This window comes from Limnobacter sp. UBA3528, from assembly GCF_002377005.1.
Taxonomy (GTDB): domain Bacteria; phylum Pseudomonadota; class Gammaproteobacteria; order Burkholderiales; family Burkholderiaceae_B; genus Limnobacter.
The window spans coordinates 149,044-171,863 of record NZ_DFOZ01000031.1; the positions used below are offsets into that span (position 1 = coordinate 149,044).

Consider the following 22,820-nt stretch of genomic DNA (forward strand, 5'->3'; position numbering starts at 1 on the left):
ATGTGGATTCGACTACAAGAAGACATTGACACAATTTTGAGAAAGGACCCGGCCGCCCGAGGGCGTCTGGAGGTTTTTCTGTGCTATCCCGGTTTGCATGCCCTGATTTGGCACCGCTTGGCGCACCGGGCGTGGGTGGCGGGTTTAACCACCCTGGCGCGTTTTTTGTCGCATTTGGGTCGTTTTTTCACTGGTATTGAAATTCATCCTGGTGCAAGTATTGGTCGACGTGTTTTCATCGACCACGGTATGGGCGTGGTCATTGGCGAAACGGCAGAGATTCACGACGATGTCACCATCTATCAGGGCGTTACTTTGGGCGGCACCTCGCTGGCCAAGGGTAAGAGACACCCCACGCTGGAGAAGGGCGTGGTGGTGGGAGCAGGTGCACAGGTTTTGGGGCCTTTTACCGTGGGAGAGGGCGCCAAGATTGGTTCGAATGCCGTGGTGACCAAACCTGTGCCCGCGGGTGCAACGGCGGTGGGCAACCCCGCACGCATGATTTTGAAAGCTGAAGAACGCGTGGCCGCCGAAGAATTGACAGGAGCGGCCAAGACTAAAGAAGAGTTTTCCGCCTACGGAGTGTCAAAAAATGGCGATGATCCACTGATCAAAGCGATGCATGGTTTGATCGACCAGGCCATCGCCCAGCAGCAGCGGATTGAACAGCTTGAAAAACAACTGAGTCAAGGGAAATCGGAGCCCGATTGTGGTGACTCCGTGGATTGTGAAGAGTTGAAAGCCTTGAACAAGCTGGTGGACAACTAGCCACTTAGTTAAACAGGGTCAGGCTGAATTCCCCGCTGCTTTGTAGCTTCAAGAAACCGCCTTTTGGGCGGTTTTTTTCTGGTTCGTCAAAGTTCCAGTCGGGCAATACAATGCGCTGACCTAGCTGCAGTTGCCCTTGGGCCGATTCTGGTGCCACTGGCGCCGAGCTATTCAATGTGTGGTGTATGGCACAGCGGTGGGTATGTCCGTGCAAAATCGCATCGCTTTTGCCAATGAAATAGCCATCGGGCCAGTTGCCCTTGAATGTTTCAGTCACAGCTTGCAGGTTGGCGTCCATGATGCTCATTGCACTGTTGGCTTTGTGCATTTTGCTTTCACTGCGAATGGCTTTGGCCATATCGATTCGTTGCGGCAAGGGCAGTGCAAGAAAGTTTTTTTGCCATTTTTCGTCTCTGCTTTGAAGTCGGAATTTTTGATAGGCTTTGTCGTCTGTGCAAAGTTGATCGCCATGTGTAATCAGCACCACATGGTGGTTGACGAGTAAAAATTCCGGATCTGGAAGAATCTCGAAGCCCGCTTCTTCGGCAAATTCATCGCCCAGCAGAAAGTCACGGTTACCATGCATGAAATACAATGTGGCACCGGCAGATTTTGCGCTTTGAACGGCTTGGGTCACTCGCTCGCTGGTGCTGTCCCTGTAGTCGTCTCCATACCAAACCTCGAACAGGTCGCCGAGCAGAAAGATGAGCGTATTGTCCTGAGCCACACTGGCCAGCCAATTTTCGAATGCATCCAGTGTTTTGGGAGTGTCTTCTGACAGGTGCAGGTCGGAGGCAAAGAATGCAGCACCTTGTTGCGGAATTTCAATCAACTTGTTACCTGATTAAAAAGTCATAAAAAAAGCCCTTGAAAAAGGGCTTTTTTGATCGGGGCAAACTTAAAGTACTTCAACACCCTGAATCACCACATCTTCAAGTGGTACGTCTTGGTGAAAGCCTTTCGAGCCTGTCTTGACGCCTACAATTTTGTCCACGACTTCTTTGCCTTCGGTAACTTTGCCGAATACGCAGTAGCCCCAGCCTTGCGGTGTTGGGCTTTTGAAGTTCAGGAATTCATTGTTTTCCACATTGATGAAAAACTGCGCAGTGGCCGAGTGTGGGTCGTTGGTACGGGCCATGGCAACGGTGTACTTCTCGTTTTTCAAGCCATTGTCAGCCTCGTTCTTTACTGGATCTTTGGTGGGCTTTTGTTTCATGCCCGGCTCGAAACCGCCGCCTTGAACCATGAAGCCGCTGATGACGCGGTGAAAAATAGTGTTGGTATAGAAGCCGCTTTTCGCGTATTCCAGAAAGTTCGCCACAGTGGCCGGTGCTTTTTCAGCGTCCAGGGCGATTGTAATGTCGCCAAAATTTGTTTTAAGTTTAACCATGGTTCGTTTTTTCGCTTTTGCAAACGCAGAGGAGATTGAAGAATTACCGATGCTAACAGCAATCGCCGAGAACATCGACCACTTGAGAAAAACACGTTTGCCTTGAGTCACAGACTTGTTCCTTACAGTTTAGAAGTGTCTTCCTGGACAATTTGCCATCGGGTGCCAACCTTCATCCAGTATTGTTGCTTGCGTATTTCGCCCGACAATTTGTCTTCTTGCCTGAATGACACGAGCATCATGTCTTTGTCGCTGGGGTATCGCATCACAGTGAGGTCGTCGATGGAAATTTTTCCAAATGACTTGTTACCGATTTGTTGATTTTGTTGCCACTCAATCAGGCCTTGTCCGTCAATTTTTACATCGCTTGCGTAGTGGTAAATACCTTTAGAGAAACCTTTCTCGAGATCTTTCTTCCAGGTGTCCACCATTCGCAGGGCCGCTTTGCGGTGGCTTTGCCACACGTCGATTGGTACGAAGTCAAGCCTTTCACTAATCACGACCTGTGTGGTGCCAATATCGACAAACTTTTTCAAGGCGAGCAAGTCTTGATTGGCCAGCACTACACAGCCATCACTGGCTTTGGGGGGGCGGCTTACATAGTGCTTGGGCATGCCATGCAGCCAAATACCGTAGCCGGTTTTCCCAAGGCGCTTGTCCCAAGCGTTTGGATAATCGATCGGCAGGGCAATTGGACCATAAAAGTCGGTCAACTTTTCCTTGGGCAGCAGCTCGGTAATGGTGTACACACCGATTGGCGTGCGTTTGTCACCCTCGCGTACTTTCACTGCCCCCATTTTTCCCTGTGACACGTAAAAGTCGGTGACAAGGCGGGGTTGCGGAAATGAATTTTCGTACAGGAAAAGTCTGGAACGGGTGGTGTCCACCAAAATAACGTAGCGTTGATCGTCGTTCAACTCAACCAGTTCTGCGGGTAGCAAATCACGCTGAGGGCGATCTTTCACTGCCTTGAATCGAGCGATTGCTTCTTCGCGCAGTTCCGTCAGTTCTTCTTGTTTACCTTTGGGAACATCGGGCATGTCACCAATTTTGGTCAGGGGGCGCCCCGCTTTCAGCGACAGAATATCGCCCCTGAGCATGTGACCCAGGTAAAAATTGGGAAATTCACTCAACAAGCGATCCGTCAATTCAAGCGCTTTGTTCAACTCATGATTACTGAGCGCCAAGTAAATTTCTTCAACCGCAGTGTCAATCACCGGTTCGTAGCTTGCAGATTCAAACAACTTGCTGGCCAGTGAGCCCTTTTTCGGCTCCGGGCTGCTGTAGGCCGCCAGGTCAAAGGATTCTTCAGAGCCAGGATTCACAAAAGTGGGGGCCGCCGTGAATGCCCAAAACATCAGGGGTGCGGCCAGGCGCAAACCTTTGAACATGCCACGAGGCCCGGTTCTAAACCACATTTAGCCGCCCACCCTCTCGCTGGTGATTTTCCAGGTGCCGCCTTCTTGTTTCATGGTCAGCGTTTTGCTGGATACGTTGTTCAGGCGGTTGGAGAAGTAGCTCTGCTTGAATTTCACCACAGCCTCGTTGCCAGTAATGGTGATCAAGGGGTTTTCAACCACCACGCGAATGGTTTCCTTGCCAACAATGCGTTGCTCACGCATTTTTTCCCAATTGGAGCGGTTCATTTTGCCAGGTGTTTCAAAGTCTTGGCTGTAGGCGCCCAGGTAGCCAGCCATGTCTTGGTCGGTCCATGCCTTGGCCCAGGCTTCAACGGCCGCCAACACTTGGCTGTCCATGCCGATGGTATTGGGTTTTGATTCAGCAGGCTTGCTGGCTGTAATAGCAGGTTCTGCTGGAGCAGGTTTGCTGGGTGCCACGTCAACTGCGGGTGGCGTGGCAGCAACCACTGGCGGGGTAGGCACTACCGCTTGCGCAGTTTTGGCAGGAGCTGGCTTGCTGGCTTGCGCTGCTGCAGGTGCTGCGGCCACAGCCACTGTCTCGGGTTTGCCTGCAATCAGGTTGCGCACCAATGACAGTTTGGTTTGTGCTGTGGAGTTGCGGCCGTCTAGCTGGAGGGCTTTGTCGTAGGACTGGCTGGCAAGCTTGGCATACACGTCGCCCAGATTTTCATGCGCAGTGGCATAGCTTGGATGCGTGCGAATGGCCATTTCCAGAGATTCTCGGGCCTTTTCATATTCACCACGGCCCGCGTACAACACAGCCAGGTTGTTGTAGGGTTCGGGCAACTCGGGAAAATCCTCAGTCAGCTTGGTGAAAACTGTAATGGCCTCGGCAGTTTTATTGCGCTCAGTCAGGATCAAGCCCTTCAGGAAACGCATTTGAGCGTCGTTGGGCCGGTTGGCCAGGTAAGCGTCTGCGCGTGCCTGTGCCTGTTCAAATTGACCGCTCTGGATAAGTTTTGAAACTTCATCTGACTCGTCGGCATAGCCGGGAGCTCCGGCAAATGCCAAGCCCATGAGAGCGATGAGCAATGCGTATTTGCTTTTCTTGTATTTGCCACTGATTGACGACGTGATTGTTTTTTTAGCCTGCATTCGGTTGCGCCTTTGCGGGGTTACCCGTTTCATCTGATTGGTAGGGAAAAACTCGATCATGCGTAATGATATACTCGACCGCTATTGTAGCAAGCCCTAGAGCGGGTTGGCTTCTGAGCTGGGTTTCCTGAGGGTTCCAGTATCAGATTGTACCGTTTTGGCAAGCTGGGTCCGCTTTTTTTCTGAGTCCAATGAAATCGTCTCTCCAAATTTACAATTCAATTCTAAGGAAAAAGCAGGCATTTTCACCGCTTGATCCACAGAACGTTCGAATGTACGTGTGTGGCATGACAGTCTATGACTTCTGCCACTTGGGCCATGCCCGTGTCATGGTGGTGTTCGATTTGCTCAAACGCTGGTTGCGTGCATCCGGCTACCCGGTCACTTATGTACGCAATATCACTGACATTGACGACAAAATTATTCGTCGCGCAGTTGAAAACGGAGAAAGTATCCGTTCGTTGACTGACCGTTTCATTGCCGCTATGCATGAAGACGCTGATGCTCTGGGTATCGAAAGACCCGACCACGAGCCCCGCGCCACTGAATATGTCGCAGAAATGCAGGACATGATTCAAACTTTGATGAACAAAAGGCTCGCTTACCGTGATGATTCAGGTGATGTGAACTTTGCCGTGCGCGCGTTTCCCGAATACGGTCGCTTGTCGGGTAAAAGCCTAGATGAATTGCGGGCTGGTGAACGTGTGGGGGTTTCAGGCAGCAAGAACGACCCACTGGACTTTGTTCTGTGGAAAAGTGCAAAGGCCGATGAGCCCGCGGATGCAAAATGGGACTCTGATTTCGGTGTGGGCCGTCCGGGTTGGCATATTGAGTGTTCAGCCATGAGCTGCAAGTTATTGGGTAATACATTCGACATTCATGGTGGCGGCGCTGACCTGCAGTTTCCGCACCATGAAAACGAAATTGCTCAAAGCGTGGGTGCCACTGGCGAGGGTTTTGCCCAGTATTGGATGCACAACGGTTTTGTGCGCGTTGAAACCAACGGACAATCCGAGAAAATGTCGAAATCGCTGAATAACTTCTTCACGATTCGGGACATATTGAAAGTGTATGACGCGGAAGTGGTCCGCTTTTTCATATTGCGTGCTCAGTACCGCAGTCAACTGACTTACTCAGAGGCGCATGTACAGGATGCAAAAGCGGCCTTGGGTCGACTGTATACGGCTGTGGGCGATGTTCAGGTTGCGCAATTAATTGATTGGACCCAAGAATTTGAGGCTCGTTTTGCTGAGGCCATGAACGACGACATGAACACGCCAATTGCAGTGTCTGTGCTGTTTGAAATGGCCAACGAGGTGAACCGCACCGCTGACCTGGCTTTGGCTGCACGTCTGAAAGCTTTGGCACAGGTGCTGGGTTTGTTGGGACGTACAGCTGAAGCTTTCCAGAAAGCCGAGGTGGGCGACCAGACAGGTGCCTTGGACGAGGCTGAAATACAAGCTTTGATAGATGCCCGAACCCAGGCCAAGGCGGATCGGGATTTCTCAAAAGCCGATGCTATACGCCAGCAGTTGCTCGATATGGGTGTAGTACTGGAAGACAAACGGGGCGGTGCCACCGAATGGCGGCGAGCCTGAGATTGAACCACGATCCTGATGCGCCTGCCTATTGGCAAGAGGCATGCGAAGCCTTGGCTTTTCAAAGCCCGGTGTGGGTTGAATTGCTGGCTCGACATTCGGACCGGGCCTTGCGTTCGCGTGGTGCGCCTTATGAAACCATGCTGCGCTCGCTGGTGGGTCAACAAATTTCGGTTAAAGCAGCTGACGCCGTGTGGGCCCGAGTGGTCGATGCCCTGAATGGAAAAATTACAAGTCGAGCCTTGCTCGCTCTAAGTGATGACACTTTGAAAGCCACAGGCCTGTCTCGCCAGAAAATTGCGTACTCACGAGCCTTGAGTGAATTTGAGCAGCAAGGTGGGCTTGAATTGGCAGTGCTGGAAGGTATGGACGACGAAGCCTGTACCCGCCACCTGTGTGCAATCAAGGGAGTGGGGTGTTGGACTGCCCAAATGTTTTTGATGTTTTGTTTGCGCAGGCCCGATGTTTGGCCTGTGGATGACATTGGTGTGCAGCGCGGTATCTCGCGCCAATTTTTCGAGGGTGAACCCATCGGACCGAAAGAAGCACTACAATTCGGGGAAAAATTAAAACCTTGGCGGACTGTGGCGGCGTGGTATTTGTGGCGCAGCCTGGACCCAGCTGTGGTGGACTATTAAGAGAACCTCATGAAGCAAACATTTCTAGATTTTGAAGCGCCCATTGCCGAATTGAAAGGCAAAATCGAGGAGCTACGCCTGGTACAAGATGGCTCGGCTGTTGATTTGTCTGAAGAAATTCGCCGCCTGGAAGGCAAAAGTGATGTGCTGACCAAAGAGCTGTACAGCAAGCTGACGCCCTGGCAGGTCTCGCAGGTGGCGCGTCACCCCCAGCGCCCCTACACCCTGGATTACATTGCTCACGCATTCACAGACTTTCACGAGTTGCATGGCGACAGGCATTTTGCAGACGACCCTTCGATTGTGGGTGGCTTGGCCCGCCTTGATGGTGAAAGCGTCATGGTGATTGGTCACCAAAAAGGCCGTGATGTGAAAGAGCGTACTTTGCGTAACTTCGGCATGCCTCGCCCGGAGGGCTATCGCAAAGCGCTTCGCTTGATGAAAACTGCTGAAAAGTTTGGTATTCCGATTGTTACCCTTGTTGACACCCCAGGGGCATATCCCGGTATTGATGCTGAGGAACGTGGGCAATCCGAGGCAATCGGCAGAAACTTGATTGAAATGGCACAAATCCAGGTGCCGATTGTGAGTGCAATTATTGGTGAGGGCGGTTCTGGCGGTGCTTTGGCTTTGGCTGTGGCCGACCACGTCATCATGTTGGAAAATGCCACTTATTCCGTGATCTCGCCGGAAGGATGTGCCTCCATTTTGTGGCGCAGCGCCGAAAGGGCATCGGATGCCGCAGAGGCTTTGGGCATTACCGCCAAACGCCTGCGCGATTTGGGTCTGATTCAGGAAATCGTGAAAGAAAGTTTTGGTGGAGCGCACCGTGATCACGCGCAAACAGCCAACAATTTGAAAACAGCCATCAAGGCAGCCTTAAACATGCTTGTCACCTACAAGCCAAAAACCCTATTGGATGCTCGCCATGACCGGCTGATGAGTTATGGCCACTTCAAGGTGAGCAAGTAATTGAAGCGGTCGCTTGAAACCTTTTTAAGCGACTTCAACCGCCACGCTCCAACCCCGGCCTTTTTTGTGGTGGCCTACTCTGGCGGCGTCGACTCAACAGTGTTGCTTCACGCATTGCATGTGATGGGCTTGCCCCTGCATGCGGTGCATGTAAACCATCAAATTCAGATGCAAGCCGACGCGTGGGAAGCGCACTGTAAAAGCCAGTGCGAACAATGGGGTGTGCCTTTCACTGCATTGAGGGTGAAAGTTGAACCCAGCGATTCAGGCCTTGAAGGCCAGGCCCGTGTAGAGCGTTACCGTGCCATTTTCAACTGGATGAAGGCCAATCAACACCACGTTTTACTGTGTGCCCACCACCGGGACGATCAATTGGAAACAGTGCTATTGCAACTTCTGCGTGGTTCAGGCTTGAGGGGGGTTGGCGGAATGCGTGCGGTGGGCCCAGTGGGCGTAGACCGTCACCTGCACCCTGAGTTGCTGTTGTGCCGCCCCTTGTTGAATTGCAGCAAACCGAGTCTGCTGGATTATGCGCGTGAGAATCGCCTGCAACACATTGAAGACCCCAGCAACCATGACACTGCGTTGCGCCGCAACTGGGTGCGCCATGAATTATTGCCTAGCCTCGAAGAACACTTTCCACAAAGCCCGAAGGCCTTGTTGCAACTGGCTGAATTTTTTCAGGCACACTATTCTGCAGAAGATTCTGACACGAAAGCCATGGCACCGCAGGTGATCTCTGACACTGGCGGTTTACAACTGATTCAATGGCGGGTAATGGATGACTCAGCCCAGCTTAATTCACTGAGACATTGGTTGCTAAGCCAGGGCGTGCGTTGTGGCAAACTGAAATTGATTGAGTTGGCTCGTCAATTGCGAATTAATAAAGGTGGAATTCGCGAAGTCAAAAAAGGCTGGCAGGTGAAAGTAAGCCGACAGCAGGCCCACTTGGTGCACTCTGACCCAAAGGACAAATCGATTGAACCACGATGAACTAAGCAACATTGACCCGGAAACAGTGGCCCGGTGGCTGGAAAGCAGTGGCAACTACAAGGTGCTACGTCGCATTCAGATGCGCAGCAGTTTTGGTGGGCAAATTAACAGCCCGGTGAAGGTGTTGGTGGTAGACACTGAGACCACAGGTCTTGATTATGCGACCTGTGAAGTCATCGAAGTGGGCGCTGTGTTGATTGAAGTGGACCAGGACACCGGAGCCATCGGCGCAGTGTTGGGTACTTTCGGCGGACTTGAAGAACCCAAAGTGGCAATTACACCCGAGAACTCAGCCATTCACGGGATCACCAATGAGATGGTCAAAGGCCAGCGGTTTGATGAAGCAGCCCTGAAGGCCCTGTGCAGTGAGGCCGCTTTGTTTGTGGCTCACAACGCCGCCTTCGACAAGCCTTTCATGCTGCGCCGTTTCCCGTGGCTTGAAAAGTCAATTTGGGCCTGTACGTTTCGGGAGTTGCCCTGGACCCAGGAAAACTATTCAGGACGCAAACTGGAATATCTTTTGTCAGATTGCGGTTACTTTCACGGCGCTCACCGGGCGGTTGAAGATTGCAATGCACTGGTTCATGTGTTGGCTCAACCCATGAAAACATCTCAGCGAATGCCGTTTCAGGTGCTGTTTGACAGTGCTAACGAATCGATTTATCAAATCGCTGCACTGAAAGCACCCTTCGAGAAAAAAGATTTTCTGAAATCCAAAGGCTTTCGCTGGAATGCGGAGGACCGAGTTTGGGAATTCGAGGCAGTGGGTTTTTCGGAAGGAAAAGAAGTCATCGAATGGCTGCGGGAGCAGGTGTATTGCACCACCGGGAAAATCATGTTGGGCTTTCGCATTCAGACCGGGGTTGATCGTTACTCTGGCACTGCGCTGAAGCAACAATTCAAAGAGGTGTAAGGCGTGCCCGCCAAGGTTTATCCTTCAGACACCAGTGCACTCGCACTAGACGGTGCACAAGCCCGTGAAAGGGATGTGTTGCTTCAATTGCAGGCGCAGTTGCCCGACAACTACACCATTTATCACGGTATACATTGGTCACGAATCGAGCATGGGTTGACAGTCACTGGACGGATCCAGTTCCTGGTGCTGGGCCCCAGCGGTATTGTTTACAGCATCTTGATGAAAACCGGTTTGATGAAAGTGGACCAAGGCCGGGTGATCAAGCAGTTGGGTGAACAGCGTCAGGATGTATTCAACGCACTGGCTGAACAAAGTGCTTTGCTGAACCAGAAGTTCAGGTTGCAACACCAGGGTACCCTTCGGGTAGAACCTATTTTTTACTGTCCTGACTTCACTGTGCCCGATCCAGGCGGACTGACTGTGAATGCTGAGCGTGTACTGGATGCCCGCCATAAAGATGAATTGGCTGCCCTGATACAAACGATCGATATCACAGCAGACCTGTTCAGCAGCCACTCGAATCCCAAAGCCATCCACTCATTTTTGTGCAATGAATTAAATCTGGTTCCTGAAGTCGGGGCTTTGTCACAAGCTGCCGAAACTTTGGTAACGCGCTTGTCGCACGGTCTCGAACAATGGGTTTCAAGACTGAGCTTCGAGCCTTTTCGTTTGCGTGTTACGGGTACTGCTGGCAGTGGAAAGTCGCAACTGGCTTTCAGCGAACTGCAGCGCAACCATGGTTTAAAAGCCCGAACCATGTATGTGTGTTACAACCGGCCGCTTTCCTCACACATGGCACAGCAGGTTCGTGAAGCAGGTTTGATGGGCGCTGTGGTTTTTAATTTTCATGCATTGTGCGACCGCATGCTCCGCGATGCGGGCCTTGATGTGGACTACGCTTCGCCCGGGGTCTTTGGTCGGCTGGCCGAGCAAGTTCTGGCCACACCTCTGGACAAAAGGTGGGTGTTCGACTCAATTGTGGTGGATGAAGGCCAGGACTTCGACCAGAGTTGGCTGCCGGTACTTCAGCGATGCTCGCATTCTGGCACTCGGTGGCTGTGGCTGGAGGATCCGATACAGAATCTGTATGCCAAACCAACAGTTAGCTTGCCCGGTTGGGTCAGCCTGCATACGCCCATGAATTATCGAAATCCAAAACGCGTAGTGCAGGCAGTGCAGCTGGTTCAACATGAATTCAAGTTTGAATCGCCTTTGCCGCTGGACGTTGAAGCCGCTTGCCCGCTGGAAGGTTTGCCACTTGAGTTTTTTGAGTATGACAATGATGAGTCGTTATTTAGTCAAACTGCCAAGGCGATTACGGCGTGTTTGCGGCACGGTTTTACCCGAGACAAAATTGCGGTGCTCAGCATGCGTGGGCACGAAAAATCAAAAGTATTGGCGCAAGCCAGTCTGGGGCCGCATACCTTGAGACACTTTACCGGTCGATATGATGACAATGGCAGCCAGGTTTTCACCGAGGGCAATGTACATGCGGAGTCGGTTTACCGTTTTAAAGGGCAGGCAGCACAAGCTGTGGTGGTGACCGAGTTGGCTTTTGTGGAGTTTAATGAAGCTGATTTTCGCAAGTTGTTCGTGGCGATGACCCGGGCCAAATTGCTGTTGGTTCTGGTTGGTCATTCGGATACCCTTCAGCGTTTGCGAAGGGCAGTGTTTTGCTGAGATTACTGCTGAATTTGCCAGGCACCTTTGCTGGGCGAGCATACTTCGCCCCTGAACTTTGTTTTTTCACCGTTGACAATCGTGACGCCCAAGTAGGTTCGGCAAGTGTCTGATTTGGCACCTGGCGACAGGTAAACTCCAACCCCGTTCACTGGGTTTAGCCAGCGTACCGCTTGCCCCGAGGGCACTAGCTCCATGGTGTGTCCGAAGCAATGGGAGTCGACTGCGAATGCATCAACCAGCTGGGTTTCCGTGAAAATTGCTTTGAAAGCGTCGGTCGATTCCACATAGGCCATTTGATCTGTCAGGGTGCCTTTAAGTGCCTCGCTTTGAACCAATTTGGCATCGCATTGCCCGCGAAGTACGCCAAAGTCGTTGTTCCAGCCTTTGCCTGTGTAACCAATGAAGTTTTTGGCGTTGGCCACATGAAACGGAAGCGCCGTCACAAGCACAAGCAGGCAAAGAACAGTTTTAGAGCGTACTTTGGCTATGGGCATGGAAGAATACTTAACTGGGCAGCCTGATGACATTGATAAAAACGGTGTGTACGCGAATTTCGTTGACCCGAAGAGTGTATCTTTTTCTGTATAAAAAAACACGAGACAGCAGCCGGAGACCGCACAAAATGACAGTTCAGGGCAAAACAGTATCCGCAATTGACATTGCCAAAGGAGCCTTGGGTTTTCTGCCTGACGTACCGCATATTCTTCCTTCGCTGGCCAGTCTGGCACTTCTCCGGCCACATTCCCGCCGTTCGCTGGGTTTGTTGTTTCAAGAAACTGCGCGCAAGTATGCAAAATCGGCATTCCTGAAAAGCGAGCAGCAGTCTTGGACCTATGGGCAGGCCAATTCCATTTGTAACCAAATGGCGCGAGGTTTGCTGTCCATGGGAGTGAAGCCTGGTGACACCGTGGGTTTGTTGTCGGCCAACCGCCCGGAAACCCTGCTCGCTGTGATTGCCTGCGCCAAGTTGGGCGCGGTTGCTGCGTTGCTGAATATCAATCAGCAAGGTGCCGTGCAGGCGCACAGCTTGAAGCTGGTGAAGCCGCGAATTATTTTGGCTTGTGATCGTGGCCTGGATATTCTCAAGCAATTGGAAGCGGAAGACAGCGCCTTACTCAAAGGCATTGAATTGCTGTCATTGCAAACCGGCAGTACTCATTTAAGGGTGAGCGATTTTCGCAGCGCCTGGTGCACGCAGCCCGTGCACAACCTGGCGCAAACAGCACAAATTACTGCCAGCTCTCCCTGTTTCTATATTTTTACCTCTGGTACTACCGGCTTGCCCAAAGCCTCCGTGATGAGCCATTACCGCTGGTTGCAAGCGGCCTCGGGTATGAGTACAGCAGTGCGTTTGACGGCTACCGATGTGTTTTACTGCTGCCTGCCGCTGTATCACAACAATGCACTTACCGTGTCATTGGGGGTAGTGTTGGCCTCTGGCGCTTGTTTTGCCCTGGATGAGAAATTCAGTGCCAGTCAGTTCTGGCGCCGTATTTCACATTACCGGGCAACGGCCTTTTGTTACATTGGGGAATTGTTGAGATACCTCTTGAATCAAGCGCCCCACATGGACGACCAAAACCATGAAATCCGTTTGATTTTGGGCAATGGCCTGCGCCCTGAAATATGGGATGACTTTGAAAACCGGTTCGGCATTCATCAAATCTTTGAGTTTTATGGTGCGAGCGAATCCAACCTTGGATTCATGAATGCTTTTGGCCTCAAAGAGACTGTTGGCTTTTGTCCCATGCCGTTTGAAGTGATTGCTTGCGATGCAGACTCGGAACAGGTGGTGCGAAACTCGCATGGTTTTTGTGAAACAGTGGGGCGCGGTGAAGTGGGTTTGTTGATCAGCGAAGTGACTGAGCTACGCCCCTTCGATGGTTACACCGATCCGAAAGCCAATGAAGGCAAGTTGCTGCGCAATGTATTCAAGCGCGGCGATTGTTGGTTCAACTCAGGCGACTTGGTGCGCCGGCAAGGGTGGCAACACATTCAGTTTGTCGACCGTCTGGGCGACACATTTCGATGGAAAGGCGAGAACGTTGCAACTTCAGAAGTTGAAGGCGTTTTGGCCAAGCTGCCATTTCTTGAGCATGCCGTGGTTTACGGTGTGAAACTGGAGGGGTTCGACGGCCGCGCTGGCATGGCGGCAGTGGCTGTAAAACCCGGAGCCAAGCTGGACTTGAAAGCGCTGGCCGCGCATGTAACAAGTCATTTACCCAGCTACGCAGTGCCGATGTATGTGCGGGTACTGCAAGCTGTAGAAACCACGGGTACTTTCAAATACCAAAAGACGCAGCTGAAAAAAGAGGGCATTGACCGAAATGTTGTCGACGATCCTCTGTACTGTTTCAATGCCACAACCCGAAGTTATGTTGCCTTAGTTTGAGGCTGTTCGTATTGATTGACCCTGAACCAGCTTGACAATCAAATCAAGCGTTTCGGTGTCGTAAAGCATGCCACTGTGCGACACCCGTTTGCCTGGAAGCAGATCTTGAATGTAGATGTTTTGCACGCCAGGCTCTTTGACAAATTGGTTTTCAACAGGCACTACCACTTTGTCATTTTTGGTCACTAAAACACTGTATTGCACACCTGGCATTGTGATGGCCCCAGTTTTCAATTCGCGCAGCAAGGCGGAACGGGGGTGCTGGTCGGCACAAGCCAGGCAATATTCCACCAGGTCCCGATTGGGGGTTTTTGCAATCGAGGTACCGTTGACACTTGGGGCCAAAGCCACAAAGCGGTCGACGTGGGCAGCACCTTGCAACATTTTCAGGTAATAAAAGCCAATAAGACCACCTTGGGAATGACCCACGAGGGTCACTTTGTTCCGACCTGTTGTTGTCTTCACAAACTTTACAAAGTCGGCGATCCGCTGTGCTGATTCGTCCACCGGGCCCACACCTTTGAACCAGTCGCCAGACTCGGCTGCGCCATAATCGATTGAGTAGACGCAAAGGTTCTGGTTGGCAAGTGCCGGGCCCAAGGCTCCGAATGAATACATGCTGGAAGAAAAGGTGCCGTGAATCAGTACGACCGGGTTTTGGTTCTCTGCTGGGCGGCATGCCCAGTTGTTCACACCGTCGGGCATGGTTTGACCACCCAACACCTGACTTAAAAATGAACTGGTCCAGTTCGCCTTGGCTTGGTACTGACCGGACAAACTGGCTGGGTTTGTGGTGCTACATGCTGCAAGGGTTAATAGAGCGGATGCGGCAAGTATCCAACGACGGGTGAACTGTATAGCCATTGTGCGGTTTTCCTGGGGTAGGTCTGTTTGGAATTTAAGACCAGAATTGCAGCAAAGGGTTCTGTAAAGCGCCAACAAACAAATAGAGCGTGCCTCCAATTTCTGCAAACACCAGCGCCACCATAAATATGGCCAAACCTGCTCGAGGCATGGGGTGTTTTCCCAGTTTGTGAGGTTGCCGCAACTGATTGTCGGGGCCGTTCAGCGCCGCCTGTATCAAATAACCCGCTACAGCCAAGGCAAAAAATGCAATTACGATGGCTGCCGCGAACAAGTTGTAGTCCGGGTTGAACATGCTGAAATGTGCCAACACGGCCAGGGTGATACAGGCAAAACCGTAGAGCAGGCTGGCTCTGTGGGCGATGTCTACATATGGATGCGCTAAACCGTGTTCACTGCGCCACATCTGCAAGAACTTCCACAATCCGCTGAAAAGACCAATGAGCAAAAATACTCCCGCAGAAACAATTGCAAAGGCGCTGGCAGAACTGATGGTCATTGTGGTTACCTCTTGGGGGTAGTCGAATAAGGTGGCCCCCTTTGTGGGAAAGACTCACCTGTGTTTTTGCACTTAAATAGAGGCATCAACACACATGTGCATTATGCACCGGGAGTATTGCCATGGACGATTTCGCAAACAAGAGCTTTGACGTGACCATGCTGGGCGAGTTGGAGGCCAAAAGAGAGTGGTTTGTTGGCGTTCTGGGCGCCAGTGTGTGCTATGGCCTGATTTTGTGGTTGCTGTGAAGTTTCATTGATGTTTCACTGCGCCCATAAAAAAACCCTCGAATTCTCGAGGGTTTTTTTATTTAGTCAAAGCTCAGCTCAAGCTGGGCCTTGTCTATTCAGACTGAAGCCTTCGGGGCCGCTGCAGCGCGCTTGGCGCGTGGAGCAGCAGCTTTCTTGGCGGCAGGCTTCTTGGCAGCTTTCTTCGCGCCAGCTTCACCTTTTACACCAATTTTTTCGAACAACTGGGCAGCAATTTGCTCAGCTTGTTCAATGGCTGGCTTCAGTGTTTCGTTTTTTTTGGCTTGTTCCAAAGCGCTTACACCCATGGTGATCGCGTTTTCGGTCAAAGACTCAGCTTGTGACAAAGCCAAGGCTGCGTAAGAGAAGCCTTTGTCGATCACAACTGGCAGTTGCTGTTCGAACAGCTCAACTCCCTTCTGTGTGTAAACCTGGCTTACGCCAACTACTTTTTCCAAGCCTTGCTTGATCTCGGTACGTGCGTTAACAACCACAGGCTTGTCGGCCAAAGGCAGCTTTTCAGCAGCGGTGAATGCGTTGCCCAAACCTTGTGACAACAAACCAAATTGCGCTTGTACCAAGCTGTTCAGGGCTTTGGAAGCCGCTTGGTGCTGGTTCTTCAATTCTGTGTTGGTTTTGGTCAGCAGTTCAGCTGTCTTTTCGAATGCGTACATGTGAGATCTCCTTGGGGTAGCGGGTAGTCAAATTTCGTGACACTTCGCACTATAGGGAAATCGATTACGCAATGAAAGGGTTTGAACCTGAGGCTCTACACTAAAAAAGGGTGTAGAAGCCTCAAGGCACTGCGTTTTTAATCCATTCCCTTGGCCTGAACCATGGGTTCCGGCGTCGGTTTTCCTTTAAAGAACTTATTAAGAATAATTGCTACAACAGCCAGAATTGCACCTCCGATATCGGTGTATAAACCGCCCTCAATCATGCAGAGCGCTGCGATCAGCAAAATACCGCGTACTACCCAATTTGAATGTGCTCCCCAGAACCAGCCCTGAATTGCAGCCGCCAGGAAAAACACGCCAATGCACGCTGTAACAAATGCACGCAAGATCACAAACCATTCACCTTCCATTAGGAGCGCAGCGTTGTAAAAAAACATAAACGGCACGATAAACGCAGTCAGACCGATCTTGAAGGAGGTGAAAGAGGTCGCCATTGGGTTCGCGCCGGAAATACCCGCAGCAGCATAAGAGGCCAGCGCGACTGGCGGCGTAATGGCCGAGATGACCGCGAAGTAGAACACAAAGAAGTGAGCCACCAATGGCTGAATGCCCAGTTCAATCAAGCCGGGGGCAACAACCGATGCTGCAACTGCATAGGCGGCTGTGGTTGGCATGCCCATACCCAGCAGAATTGCAATGCACATCGCAAAGAACAAGGCGATTAGCTGTGAGTTTTCTGCAATATCCAACAAAATGGAGGAGAACCTGGCACCTACACCAGTCAGTGCAATGACGCCGACGATGATGCCCGCACAGGCGCACACCGTGATGATTTGAATAGACATCACCCCCGCTAGATCGAAGGCTTTGAATATACTCTTAGGTCCCATTTTGAATGGCGACAGCCAGCTAACCACGGCCGCCGCTGCGGTGGCCAAAGTGCCTGCACGAATCACGGAGTAACCCATGAACAGGGCCACAATCAAAATGATGATGGGGATGAACAGGTAGACCTGTTTCACCATTTTAGAGAACTGTGGTAACTCATCGGAGCGCATGCCGCGCATGCCCAGTTTGGCGGCTTCGAAGTCCACCATGAGATAAGTAGACAGGAAGTAAAGCACCGCTGGAATAATGGCTGCAATAGCGATTTCCGAGTAAGGGATGCCTGTAATTTCCGCCATGATGAATGCACCTGCACCCATGATCGGCGGCATGATTTGTCCGCCAGTGGATGCGGCAGCTTCAATAGCGCCGGCAGTTTTCCCGTTGTAACCCACTTTTTTCATCAATGGAATGGTCAGAGAACCAGTGGCAACCACATTGCCCGCACTGGTCCCGTTGATCATGCCCATCAGGCCCGATGCAAACACAGCCACTTTGGCTGGGCCACCGCGAGCGCGGCCAGCGGCCGCAAAAGCAAAGTTAACGAAGTAATCGCCTACTTTGGAAGCCTGTAGAAAAGCGGCGAAAACGATGAACAAAATGATGTAAGTGGATGACACTGCGGTGGTGGCGCCCAAAATGCCCGCGTCAGTGTAGATGTAGGAGAAAAAGCGGCTGAAATCGAAACCGTCGTGCGTCAAAAAGCCGGGCAGGTAAGGGCCAACAAATGAATACACCACGAAAATTATCGAGATGATGACCAAGGCACTACCCGCCACGCGGCGCGTTAGTTCAAGGATTAGCGCCAAGCCTACCATGGCAGCCCAAGCGTTGCCGGGGGACGCGAAGGGCGTTCCGGCTCGCATGCGCAATGCGGTGCCATCCAGGTGAACCATGAGGTAGGCGGTGCTGGCGATCACGGTTAAAACCAGAGTGCCGTCAAGCCAATTGAATTTTGAGCCTTCTGGTCGCAAGAACCAGGTGGCAACAATCGCGCTCAAGGCTGCTATTGCCAATGGAATACCAAATTGGTTGACTTCCATTTCCGGGGTAATCATCTCACCGGCGGCGATGATCTGTTGCATATCGTACACCGTGTACAGGGCATAGATTGCCGGCAGAGCCAGCAGTAATGCAAGCGCCTTGATCAAGCCTTGATTGCCGCGTTGGGGTTGATCAACATTGGCAGATGAATAGGCAATGAAGCCGATGATCAGTGCGCCAGCCACGTGAAGAATGCGAAAAGCCCAGGTTTCTATGGGGGCCACATTCAACGAAAAAACATGCCAAAAGGCATAGCCTGCGGACAGAATGGAAACGAGCAAAGCCGCTTGCTGGGTGAATGTGCGCTGATTATTCGCAGGGGGTTCATCGTCAACGCCTTGGGCGATGAGTCTATCCTCTGCTGCCGTGCTGCGTGCGCTATTGGGTGTGGACATGATGGAGCCGATTCAAGATTAATAGGACTGTTTGCGGAGGCGCATCGGGTATCAGATGCGATACCCGATGCTCATCGGATCAAATGGTTTGATCAGTATTTACTTGAGTTTCAAATTTGCTGGGATCTTGAAACCTTTTTCCTCGTAGTACTTGGCAGCACCGGGATGGAAAGGGATGAAGGTGTTTTTATCCCAGTTCTGCGCCAGGGTAGTTCGCGCGCCTTTGTGAATGGTCAACATTTTTTCATTGTTGTCCAGCACAGCCTTGGTGGCCTCGTACACAAAGCTTTCAGGCAGATCACAATTGGCGATGGCGTAATTCCACATCGATACAGCCCGTGCGTCTTGCTTCAGGGTTTTGTAAGTGCTGGCCTTGATCGGGAAAGCAGACACAGGGTAGGTGTCCATAATCTTTTTCTGTTCAGCCTCCGTAAATTCAAGAATGTTGATCTCGGTTTGAACTTCAAGCTGGGTTACGGCCGGAATGGGTACGCCGGCGGCAAAGGCAACTACATCGATCAAGCCGTCTTGCAACTGACCACCCAAGTCGCTCCAGCCACCGTTGCGACGCTCGAACTTCACACCCAGTGTTTCCAGCATTTTGGGAAAGTAGGTGTCTGAGGTAGAGCCGGCCGGACCAAAGCCGATTTTTGAACCGGGCGGAATGTCTTTGATCGACTTGATGCCGCTGGAGGAGAGTACTGTGACCGAGAAAGGAGTTTCGTACATCGGGAACATGGCACAAACCTTGTTCATCTTGAGACCTGGGGCCAATGGGCTTTTCCCATCCAGAGCCTCGCGAGCAGGGCCCATGGTGGTCATTCCAAATGCCAGCTTTCCGGTGTGCACCAGTGCCAGGTTCTGTGTAGGGCCACCGGTCACTTCTGCGCCACCTGTGATACCTACAGTTTCTGCCACCAGGTTAGCCCAGCCAGCGCCGTAGGCGTAGTAAGTTCCGCCTTGCGAGGCTGTGCCTACTGTAAAGCTTTTGGGCCACTTGGATTTGTCGGCGTGAGCTGCACCCATGGCCATTGCGGCCAGGCTGATTGCAACGGCGGATTTTGCCAGAATTGCTTTCATTGGTATCCCCTATGATTTGATAAAACTGCGCCCATTGGGTTTGGGCTTTGTGATTGTTATCGTTCTTTAAATGAACGAGTCGAGTGTGCAAAAACACCGTCCTAATGTCTTATTTATAATAAAAATGAGCAATAAGGGATGTCCGCAACAGGGTTTCCATTAGGTTATTGATTCATATATCGATATGAAAATGAAAGGGGGTGAATTTAACCCCTTGGGCGTGTAAAATCACGGCTTTTGCGCCAAAGGGCTGCTGTGTCGATTGAATCTGAAGTCAAGCGTCGCCGAACGTTTGCAATTATTTCCCACCCCGATGCGGGCAAAACAACGCTGACCGAGAAGCTGTTGCTGTTTGCGGGTGCCATTCAAATTGCGGGTAGCGTGAAGGCACGTAAGGCGAGTCGCCACGCCACCTCTGACTGGATGGAAATTGAAAAGCAGCGCGGCATTTCTGTGGCCAGTTCAGTGATGCAGATGGAGTATCGCGATCAGGTAATCAACCTGCTCGACACGCCCGGTCACCAAGACTTTTCTGAAGATACTTATCGAGTGCTGACGGCGGTGGACGCCGCATTGATGGTGATCGATGCTGCCAACGGTGTTGAACCTCAAACGCTGCGCTTGATCGAGGTGTGTCGCGCACGCAATACGCCAATTATTACCTTCGTCAACAAGATGGACCGCGAGGTTCGCGATCCGCTTGAGTTGATGGACGAGATTGAAAGCACCTTGGGTATTCCCTGTGTGCCATTTGCCTGGCCAGTGGGGCAGGGCAAGTTATTCCACGGTATTTTCGACATTCGCAAGAACCACATGCGTGTGTTTACTCCGGGCGCTGACCGTCGCCGCGAGGACGACGAGGTGGTGGACGGTGACAACCGCGATTTGCTGAGAAGCCGGTTCGGTGCCGAATTCAAACAGGCCGAGCAAGAAATTGAATTGGTCACTGGTGCTGCGCCCAGTTTTGATGAGAAAGAGTTTCTGGCCGGCAAGCAAACCCCGATGTTCTTTGGGTCAGCGGTGAATAACTTCGGCGTTCAGGAGGTGCTGGACGCCTTGGTCGATGTGGCACCACACCCGGGCCCGCGCAAAGCGATTGAGCGTGAGGTAGCGCCAACGGAAAGCAAATTCAGTGGGGTGGTGTTCAAAATTCAGGCCAATATGGATCCTTCCCACCGCGATCGTATTGCCTTTGTGCGGGTGTTGTCCGGGCGGTTCGAGCATGGCATGAAGTTCAAGGTACTTCGTACCGGAAAAGACTTCCGCCCCACCAGTGTCGTGACTTTTCTTTCCCAGCGTCGTGATCGGGTGGATGAAGCCTACGCTGGCGACATTATTGGCCTGACCACGCATGGTGGTTTGCAATTGGGTGATTCCTTGAGTGAAGGCGAAGGCTTGCAATTTACGGGATTGCCGTTTTTTGCGCCGGAACTGTTTGCATCCGTTGAATTGAAAGACCCCATGCGCAGCAAGCAACTGCAAAAAGGCTTGATGGAGCTGGGCCAGGAAGGTGCGATTCAGGTGTTCAAGCCATTGCTGGGTTCAGAAATGTTGTTGGGTGCCATTGGGCAGCTTCAATTTGAGGTGGTGCAGGCGCGTTTGAAGGGCGAATACGGTGTTGAGGTGCGTTTGGCACCAAGCCGTTACAGTTGCGCCCGTTGGGTGACCAGTAAAAATGCCAACGACTTGCGCCGGTTTATGGATGCCAATGTGGGTCGTATGGTGACTGATGCTGCTGACACTCATGCTTTTTTGGCAACATCGAGGTTCGATCTGGATGTAATGCAGAAGCGCTGGGAAACAATCGAGTTTCACCCGATGCGTGAACATGCCGGGCTTTTGTTGGCCAATCACTAAGCCTCTACCCCCGTGTAAAAACGGGGGTACAATCGACTCAATATAAAAAAACACATCGGTCATGCTATGAGTGAACTGGATTCCCTGCTGGAACAAGTGTCTGGCTACTTCGCAGTGCTGTCTGAACCCACGCGATTGAAAATTATCCATGCCTTGTGCAATGGAGAAAAATCTGTCAACGACATCGTGGAAGAAGTGGATTCCACCCAATCGAATATTTCTCGCCACCTGAATTTGATGTACCGAGCCGGTGTTCTCCAGCGCCGCAAAGAAGGAACTTTGGTGTTGTATCAGGTGAAAGAGCCCACAGTGGTGGAGCTTTGCCGCACTGTGTGCGTGCACGTGGCGGCCAAGCTGGATTCTGTGCCAGTTGATTCAAGGCAGCTGCCTGATTTTTTCAAACAACCATAAAAAAAACCGGCCTCTACGGCCGGTTTTTTTATTTCCAGACAGTTTTTGGTTTACTTCAACGACTCGATCAGGTCGATGTAGTTTTGCATGGCTTGATCGTTGCTGGTGCCTTCCAGGCCTTTCCATGCATCGTATTTTGCACGCCCGACAATGTCAGTAAATCCAGGCCGTTTGCCGGTATTGTCACCTTCCGTAGATTGTTTGAACAGGGCGTAAATTTTCAACAGAGTTTGGTTGTCAGGGCGGGCGGGCAGTGATTTTGATTCCGCAACAGCCTTTTCAAAACGGGCTTTCAAGTCGCTCATAAGTTCTCCTAAGTCTTGTTATGTGTTTTCTTCAGTAATAAAAGATTGGGCCAGGCTTTCGAACAGCTCTTTGGCATTGCCCTGCAAATAGGGGGCAAGCAGGCACATCACCTGGTACACGCCATTGGCCAAGGCCGCGCTCATGGTGGCTTCGTCATTAAAATGCCGGGGGTCACGCACATACTCAAACGACAGCCAGTAGGTGGCAACTACTACCATGTTGGTGGCCAGTGCATTGATTTGCGCTTGCGAGGCCATCATGTCGCCAGACTCAACCAGACCCTGGCACAGGCGTCGTGCAACATCTACTTTGTGTTTCAGAATGCGTTTGAAGTGAATTTCAAGGGTACGGTTGCGAGACAGCAAATCATTCAGGTCGCGGTACAAAAAACGATAGCGCCAAATCAGTTCGAATGACACTTGAAGATACAGCCATGCATCTTCAATGTTGGCCTGGCGGTTACCAGGCACGTCGAGCAGGCCATCAATTTCTTTCTCGAAACTGGCAAAAATACTGTTGACGATGTCGTCTTTGTTGCGGAAGTGATAATACAGATTACCGGGGCTGATGTTCATCTCATCGGCGATCACGGTGGTCGTAATATTCGGCTCCCCGAATTCATTGAATAGCCTTAGCGACAAATCAAGAATTCGTTCTCTTGTTCTTCTTGGAGGCTTGCGTTCCATGT

The 22,820-nt window shown here is 51.5% G+C and carries 23 protein-coding genes; 11 read left to right on the plus strand and 12 right to left on the minus strand.

All coding sequences use genetic code 11. The features are described 5' to 3' along the window. Complete coding sequence (gene cysE / locus B4N58_RS09330) at nucleotides 1-768, plus strand: serine O-acetyltransferase (RefSeq protein ID WP_040512819.1); 768 nt, start codon at nucleotides 1-3, stop codon at nucleotides 766-768. 4 nt (nucleotides 769-772) lie between these two features. Here the strand turns inward: cysE and B4N58_RS09335 are convergent, their stop codons facing one another. From B4N58_RS09335 to B4N58_RS09350, 4 genes are all read right to left on the minus strand, one after another. Beyond that, nucleotides 773-1,600, minus strand: coding sequence for a UDP-2,3-diacylglucosamine diphosphatase (locus tag B4N58_RS09335; RefSeq protein ID WP_291748494.1), 828 nt, complete (start codon nucleotides 1,598-1,600; stop codon nucleotides 773-775). Between the two features lie 66 nt (nucleotides 1,601-1,666). Continuing rightward, a complete protein-coding gene (locus tag B4N58_RS09340) occupies nucleotides 1,667-2,158 on the minus strand; it encodes a peptidylprolyl isomerase (protein ID WP_008249832.1) in 492 nt (163 codons plus the stop codon). A 122-nt stretch (nucleotides 2,159-2,280) separates the two neighbouring features. Beyond that, the gene (locus B4N58_RS09345; protein ID WP_291748499.1) at nucleotides 2,281-3,576 is read right to left on the minus strand and encodes a L,D-transpeptidase family protein; all 1,296 of its coding nucleotides are present in this window, start codon (nucleotides 3,574-3,576) and stop codon (nucleotides 2,281-2,283) included. Continuing rightward, complete coding sequence (locus B4N58_RS09350; RefSeq protein ID WP_291748502.1) at nucleotides 3,577-4,674, minus strand: L,D-transpeptidase Cds6 family protein; 1,098 nt, start codon at nucleotides 4,672-4,674, stop codon at nucleotides 3,577-3,579. Between the two features lie 191 nt (nucleotides 4,675-4,865). Here B4N58_RS09350 and cysS point away from each other — a divergent pair, with 191 nt between their 5' ends. From cysS to B4N58_RS09380, 6 genes are read left to right on the plus strand one after another with little or no spacing between them, the layout of a single operon-like run. Beyond that, on the plus strand, nucleotides 4,866-6,272 hold the full coding sequence (cysS, locus tag B4N58_RS09355) for a cysteine--tRNA ligase (protein ID WP_291748504.1): 1,407 nt from the start codon (nucleotides 4,866-4,868) through the stop codon (nucleotides 6,270-6,272). Then, the gene (locus tag B4N58_RS09360; protein WP_291748506.1) at nucleotides 6,257-6,910 is read left to right on the plus strand and encodes a DNA-3-methyladenine glycosylase family protein; all 654 of its coding nucleotides are present in this window, start codon (nucleotides 6,257-6,259) and stop codon (nucleotides 6,908-6,910) included. Before cysS ends, B4N58_RS09360 begins: the two co-directional genes overlap by 16 nt. Before the next feature lie 9 nt (nucleotides 6,911-6,919). Further along, a complete protein-coding gene (locus B4N58_RS09365) occupies nucleotides 6,920-7,882 on the plus strand; it encodes an acetyl-CoA carboxylase carboxyltransferase subunit alpha (protein WP_291748509.1) in 963 nt (320 codons plus the stop codon). Next, entirely contained in the window at nucleotides 7,883-8,875 is a 993-nt protein-coding gene (gene tilS / locus B4N58_RS09370; protein ID WP_291748513.1) for a tRNA lysidine(34) synthetase TilS, read from the plus strand. Then, complete coding sequence (locus tag B4N58_RS09375) at nucleotides 8,862-9,788, plus strand: 3'-5' exonuclease (protein WP_291748516.1); 927 nt, start codon at nucleotides 8,862-8,864, stop codon at nucleotides 9,786-9,788. The genes tilS and B4N58_RS09375 overlap by 14 nt, the downstream gene beginning before the upstream one ends. A gap of 3 nt (nucleotides 9,789-9,791) precedes the next feature. After that, complete coding sequence (locus B4N58_RS09380; protein ID WP_291748519.1) at nucleotides 9,792-11,471, plus strand: ATP-binding domain-containing protein; 1,680 nt, start codon at nucleotides 9,792-9,794, stop codon at nucleotides 11,469-11,471. 2 nt (nucleotides 11,472-11,473) lie between these two features. Here the strand turns inward: B4N58_RS09380 and B4N58_RS09385 are convergent, their stop codons facing one another. Beyond that, complete coding sequence (locus B4N58_RS09385; protein ID WP_008249841.1) at nucleotides 11,474-11,968, minus strand: acyl-CoA synthase; 495 nt, start codon at nucleotides 11,966-11,968, stop codon at nucleotides 11,474-11,476. A gap of 128 nt (nucleotides 11,969-12,096) precedes the next feature. Here B4N58_RS09385 and B4N58_RS09390 point away from each other — a divergent pair, with 128 nt between their 5' ends. Further along, entirely contained in the window at nucleotides 12,097-13,866 is a 1,770-nt protein-coding gene (locus B4N58_RS09390) for a long-chain-acyl-CoA synthetase (RefSeq protein ID WP_291748524.1), read from the plus strand. On the opposite strand, the gene B4N58_RS09395 is transcribed toward B4N58_RS09390, so the two are convergent. Both B4N58_RS09395 and B4N58_RS09400 read right to left on the minus strand, forming a co-directional pair. Further along, complete coding sequence (locus B4N58_RS09395; protein WP_291748527.1) at nucleotides 13,858-14,730, minus strand: esterase/lipase family protein; 873 nt, start codon at nucleotides 14,728-14,730, stop codon at nucleotides 13,858-13,860. The genes B4N58_RS09390 and B4N58_RS09395 overlap by 9 nt on opposite strands. A gap of 34 nt (nucleotides 14,731-14,764) precedes the next feature. Continuing rightward, the gene (locus B4N58_RS09400) at nucleotides 14,765-15,229 is read right to left on the minus strand and encodes a hypothetical protein (protein WP_291748529.1); all 465 of its coding nucleotides are present in this window, start codon (nucleotides 15,227-15,229) and stop codon (nucleotides 14,765-14,767) included. Nucleotides 15,230-15,351: 122 nt separating this feature from the next. Here B4N58_RS09400 and B4N58_RS09405 point away from each other — a divergent pair, with 122 nt between their 5' ends. Then, nucleotides 15,352-15,477, plus strand: coding sequence for a hypothetical protein (locus B4N58_RS09405; RefSeq protein WP_255411427.1), 126 nt, complete (start codon nucleotides 15,352-15,354; stop codon nucleotides 15,475-15,477). Between the two features lie 98 nt (nucleotides 15,478-15,575). Here the strand turns inward: B4N58_RS09405 and B4N58_RS09410 are convergent, their stop codons facing one another. The 3 genes from B4N58_RS09410 to B4N58_RS09420 form a co-directional block, all read right to left on the minus strand. Further along, nucleotides 15,576-16,151 carry a hypothetical protein gene (locus tag B4N58_RS09410; protein WP_291748533.1) on the minus strand — a complete coding sequence of 192 codons (576 nt, stop codon included), beginning with the start codon at nucleotides 16,149-16,151 and terminating at the stop codon, nucleotides 15,576-15,578. Nucleotides 16,152-16,288: 137 nt separating this feature from the next. Continuing rightward, nucleotides 16,289-18,478: a TRAP transporter permease gene (locus B4N58_RS09415; protein WP_291748536.1), complete on the minus strand. Its 2,190-nt coding sequence runs from the start codon at nucleotides 18,476-18,478 to the stop codon at nucleotides 16,289-16,291. A gap of 99 nt (nucleotides 18,479-18,577) precedes the next feature. Beyond that, entirely contained in the window at nucleotides 18,578-19,558 is a 981-nt protein-coding gene (locus B4N58_RS09420) for a TAXI family TRAP transporter solute-binding subunit (protein WP_291748539.1), read from the minus strand. 255 nt (nucleotides 19,559-19,813) lie between these two features. Here B4N58_RS09420 and B4N58_RS09425 point away from each other — a divergent pair, with 255 nt between their 5' ends. Both B4N58_RS09425 and B4N58_RS09430 read left to right on the plus strand, forming a co-directional pair. Further along, complete coding sequence (locus B4N58_RS09425; protein ID WP_040512842.1) at nucleotides 19,814-21,415, plus strand: peptide chain release factor 3; 1,602 nt, start codon at nucleotides 19,814-19,816, stop codon at nucleotides 21,413-21,415. Nucleotides 21,416-21,481: 66 nt separating this feature from the next. Continuing rightward, the gene (locus B4N58_RS09430) at nucleotides 21,482-21,826 is read left to right on the plus strand and encodes an ArsR/SmtB family transcription factor (protein ID WP_171098628.1); all 345 of its coding nucleotides are present in this window, start codon (nucleotides 21,482-21,484) and stop codon (nucleotides 21,824-21,826) included. Between the two features lie 50 nt (nucleotides 21,827-21,876). Here the strand turns inward: B4N58_RS09430 and B4N58_RS09435 are convergent, their stop codons facing one another. Further along, nucleotides 21,877-22,131: an acyl-CoA-binding protein gene (locus tag B4N58_RS09435; protein ID WP_008249852.1), complete on the minus strand. Its 255-nt coding sequence runs from the start codon at nucleotides 22,129-22,131 to the stop codon at nucleotides 21,877-21,879. A gap of 18 nt (nucleotides 22,132-22,149) precedes the next feature. Then, nucleotides 22,150-22,818, minus strand: coding sequence for a TetR/AcrR family transcriptional regulator (locus tag B4N58_RS09440; RefSeq protein ID WP_040512784.1), 669 nt, complete (start codon nucleotides 22,816-22,818; stop codon nucleotides 22,150-22,152). Nucleotides 22,819-22,820: the final 2 nt, after the last annotated feature.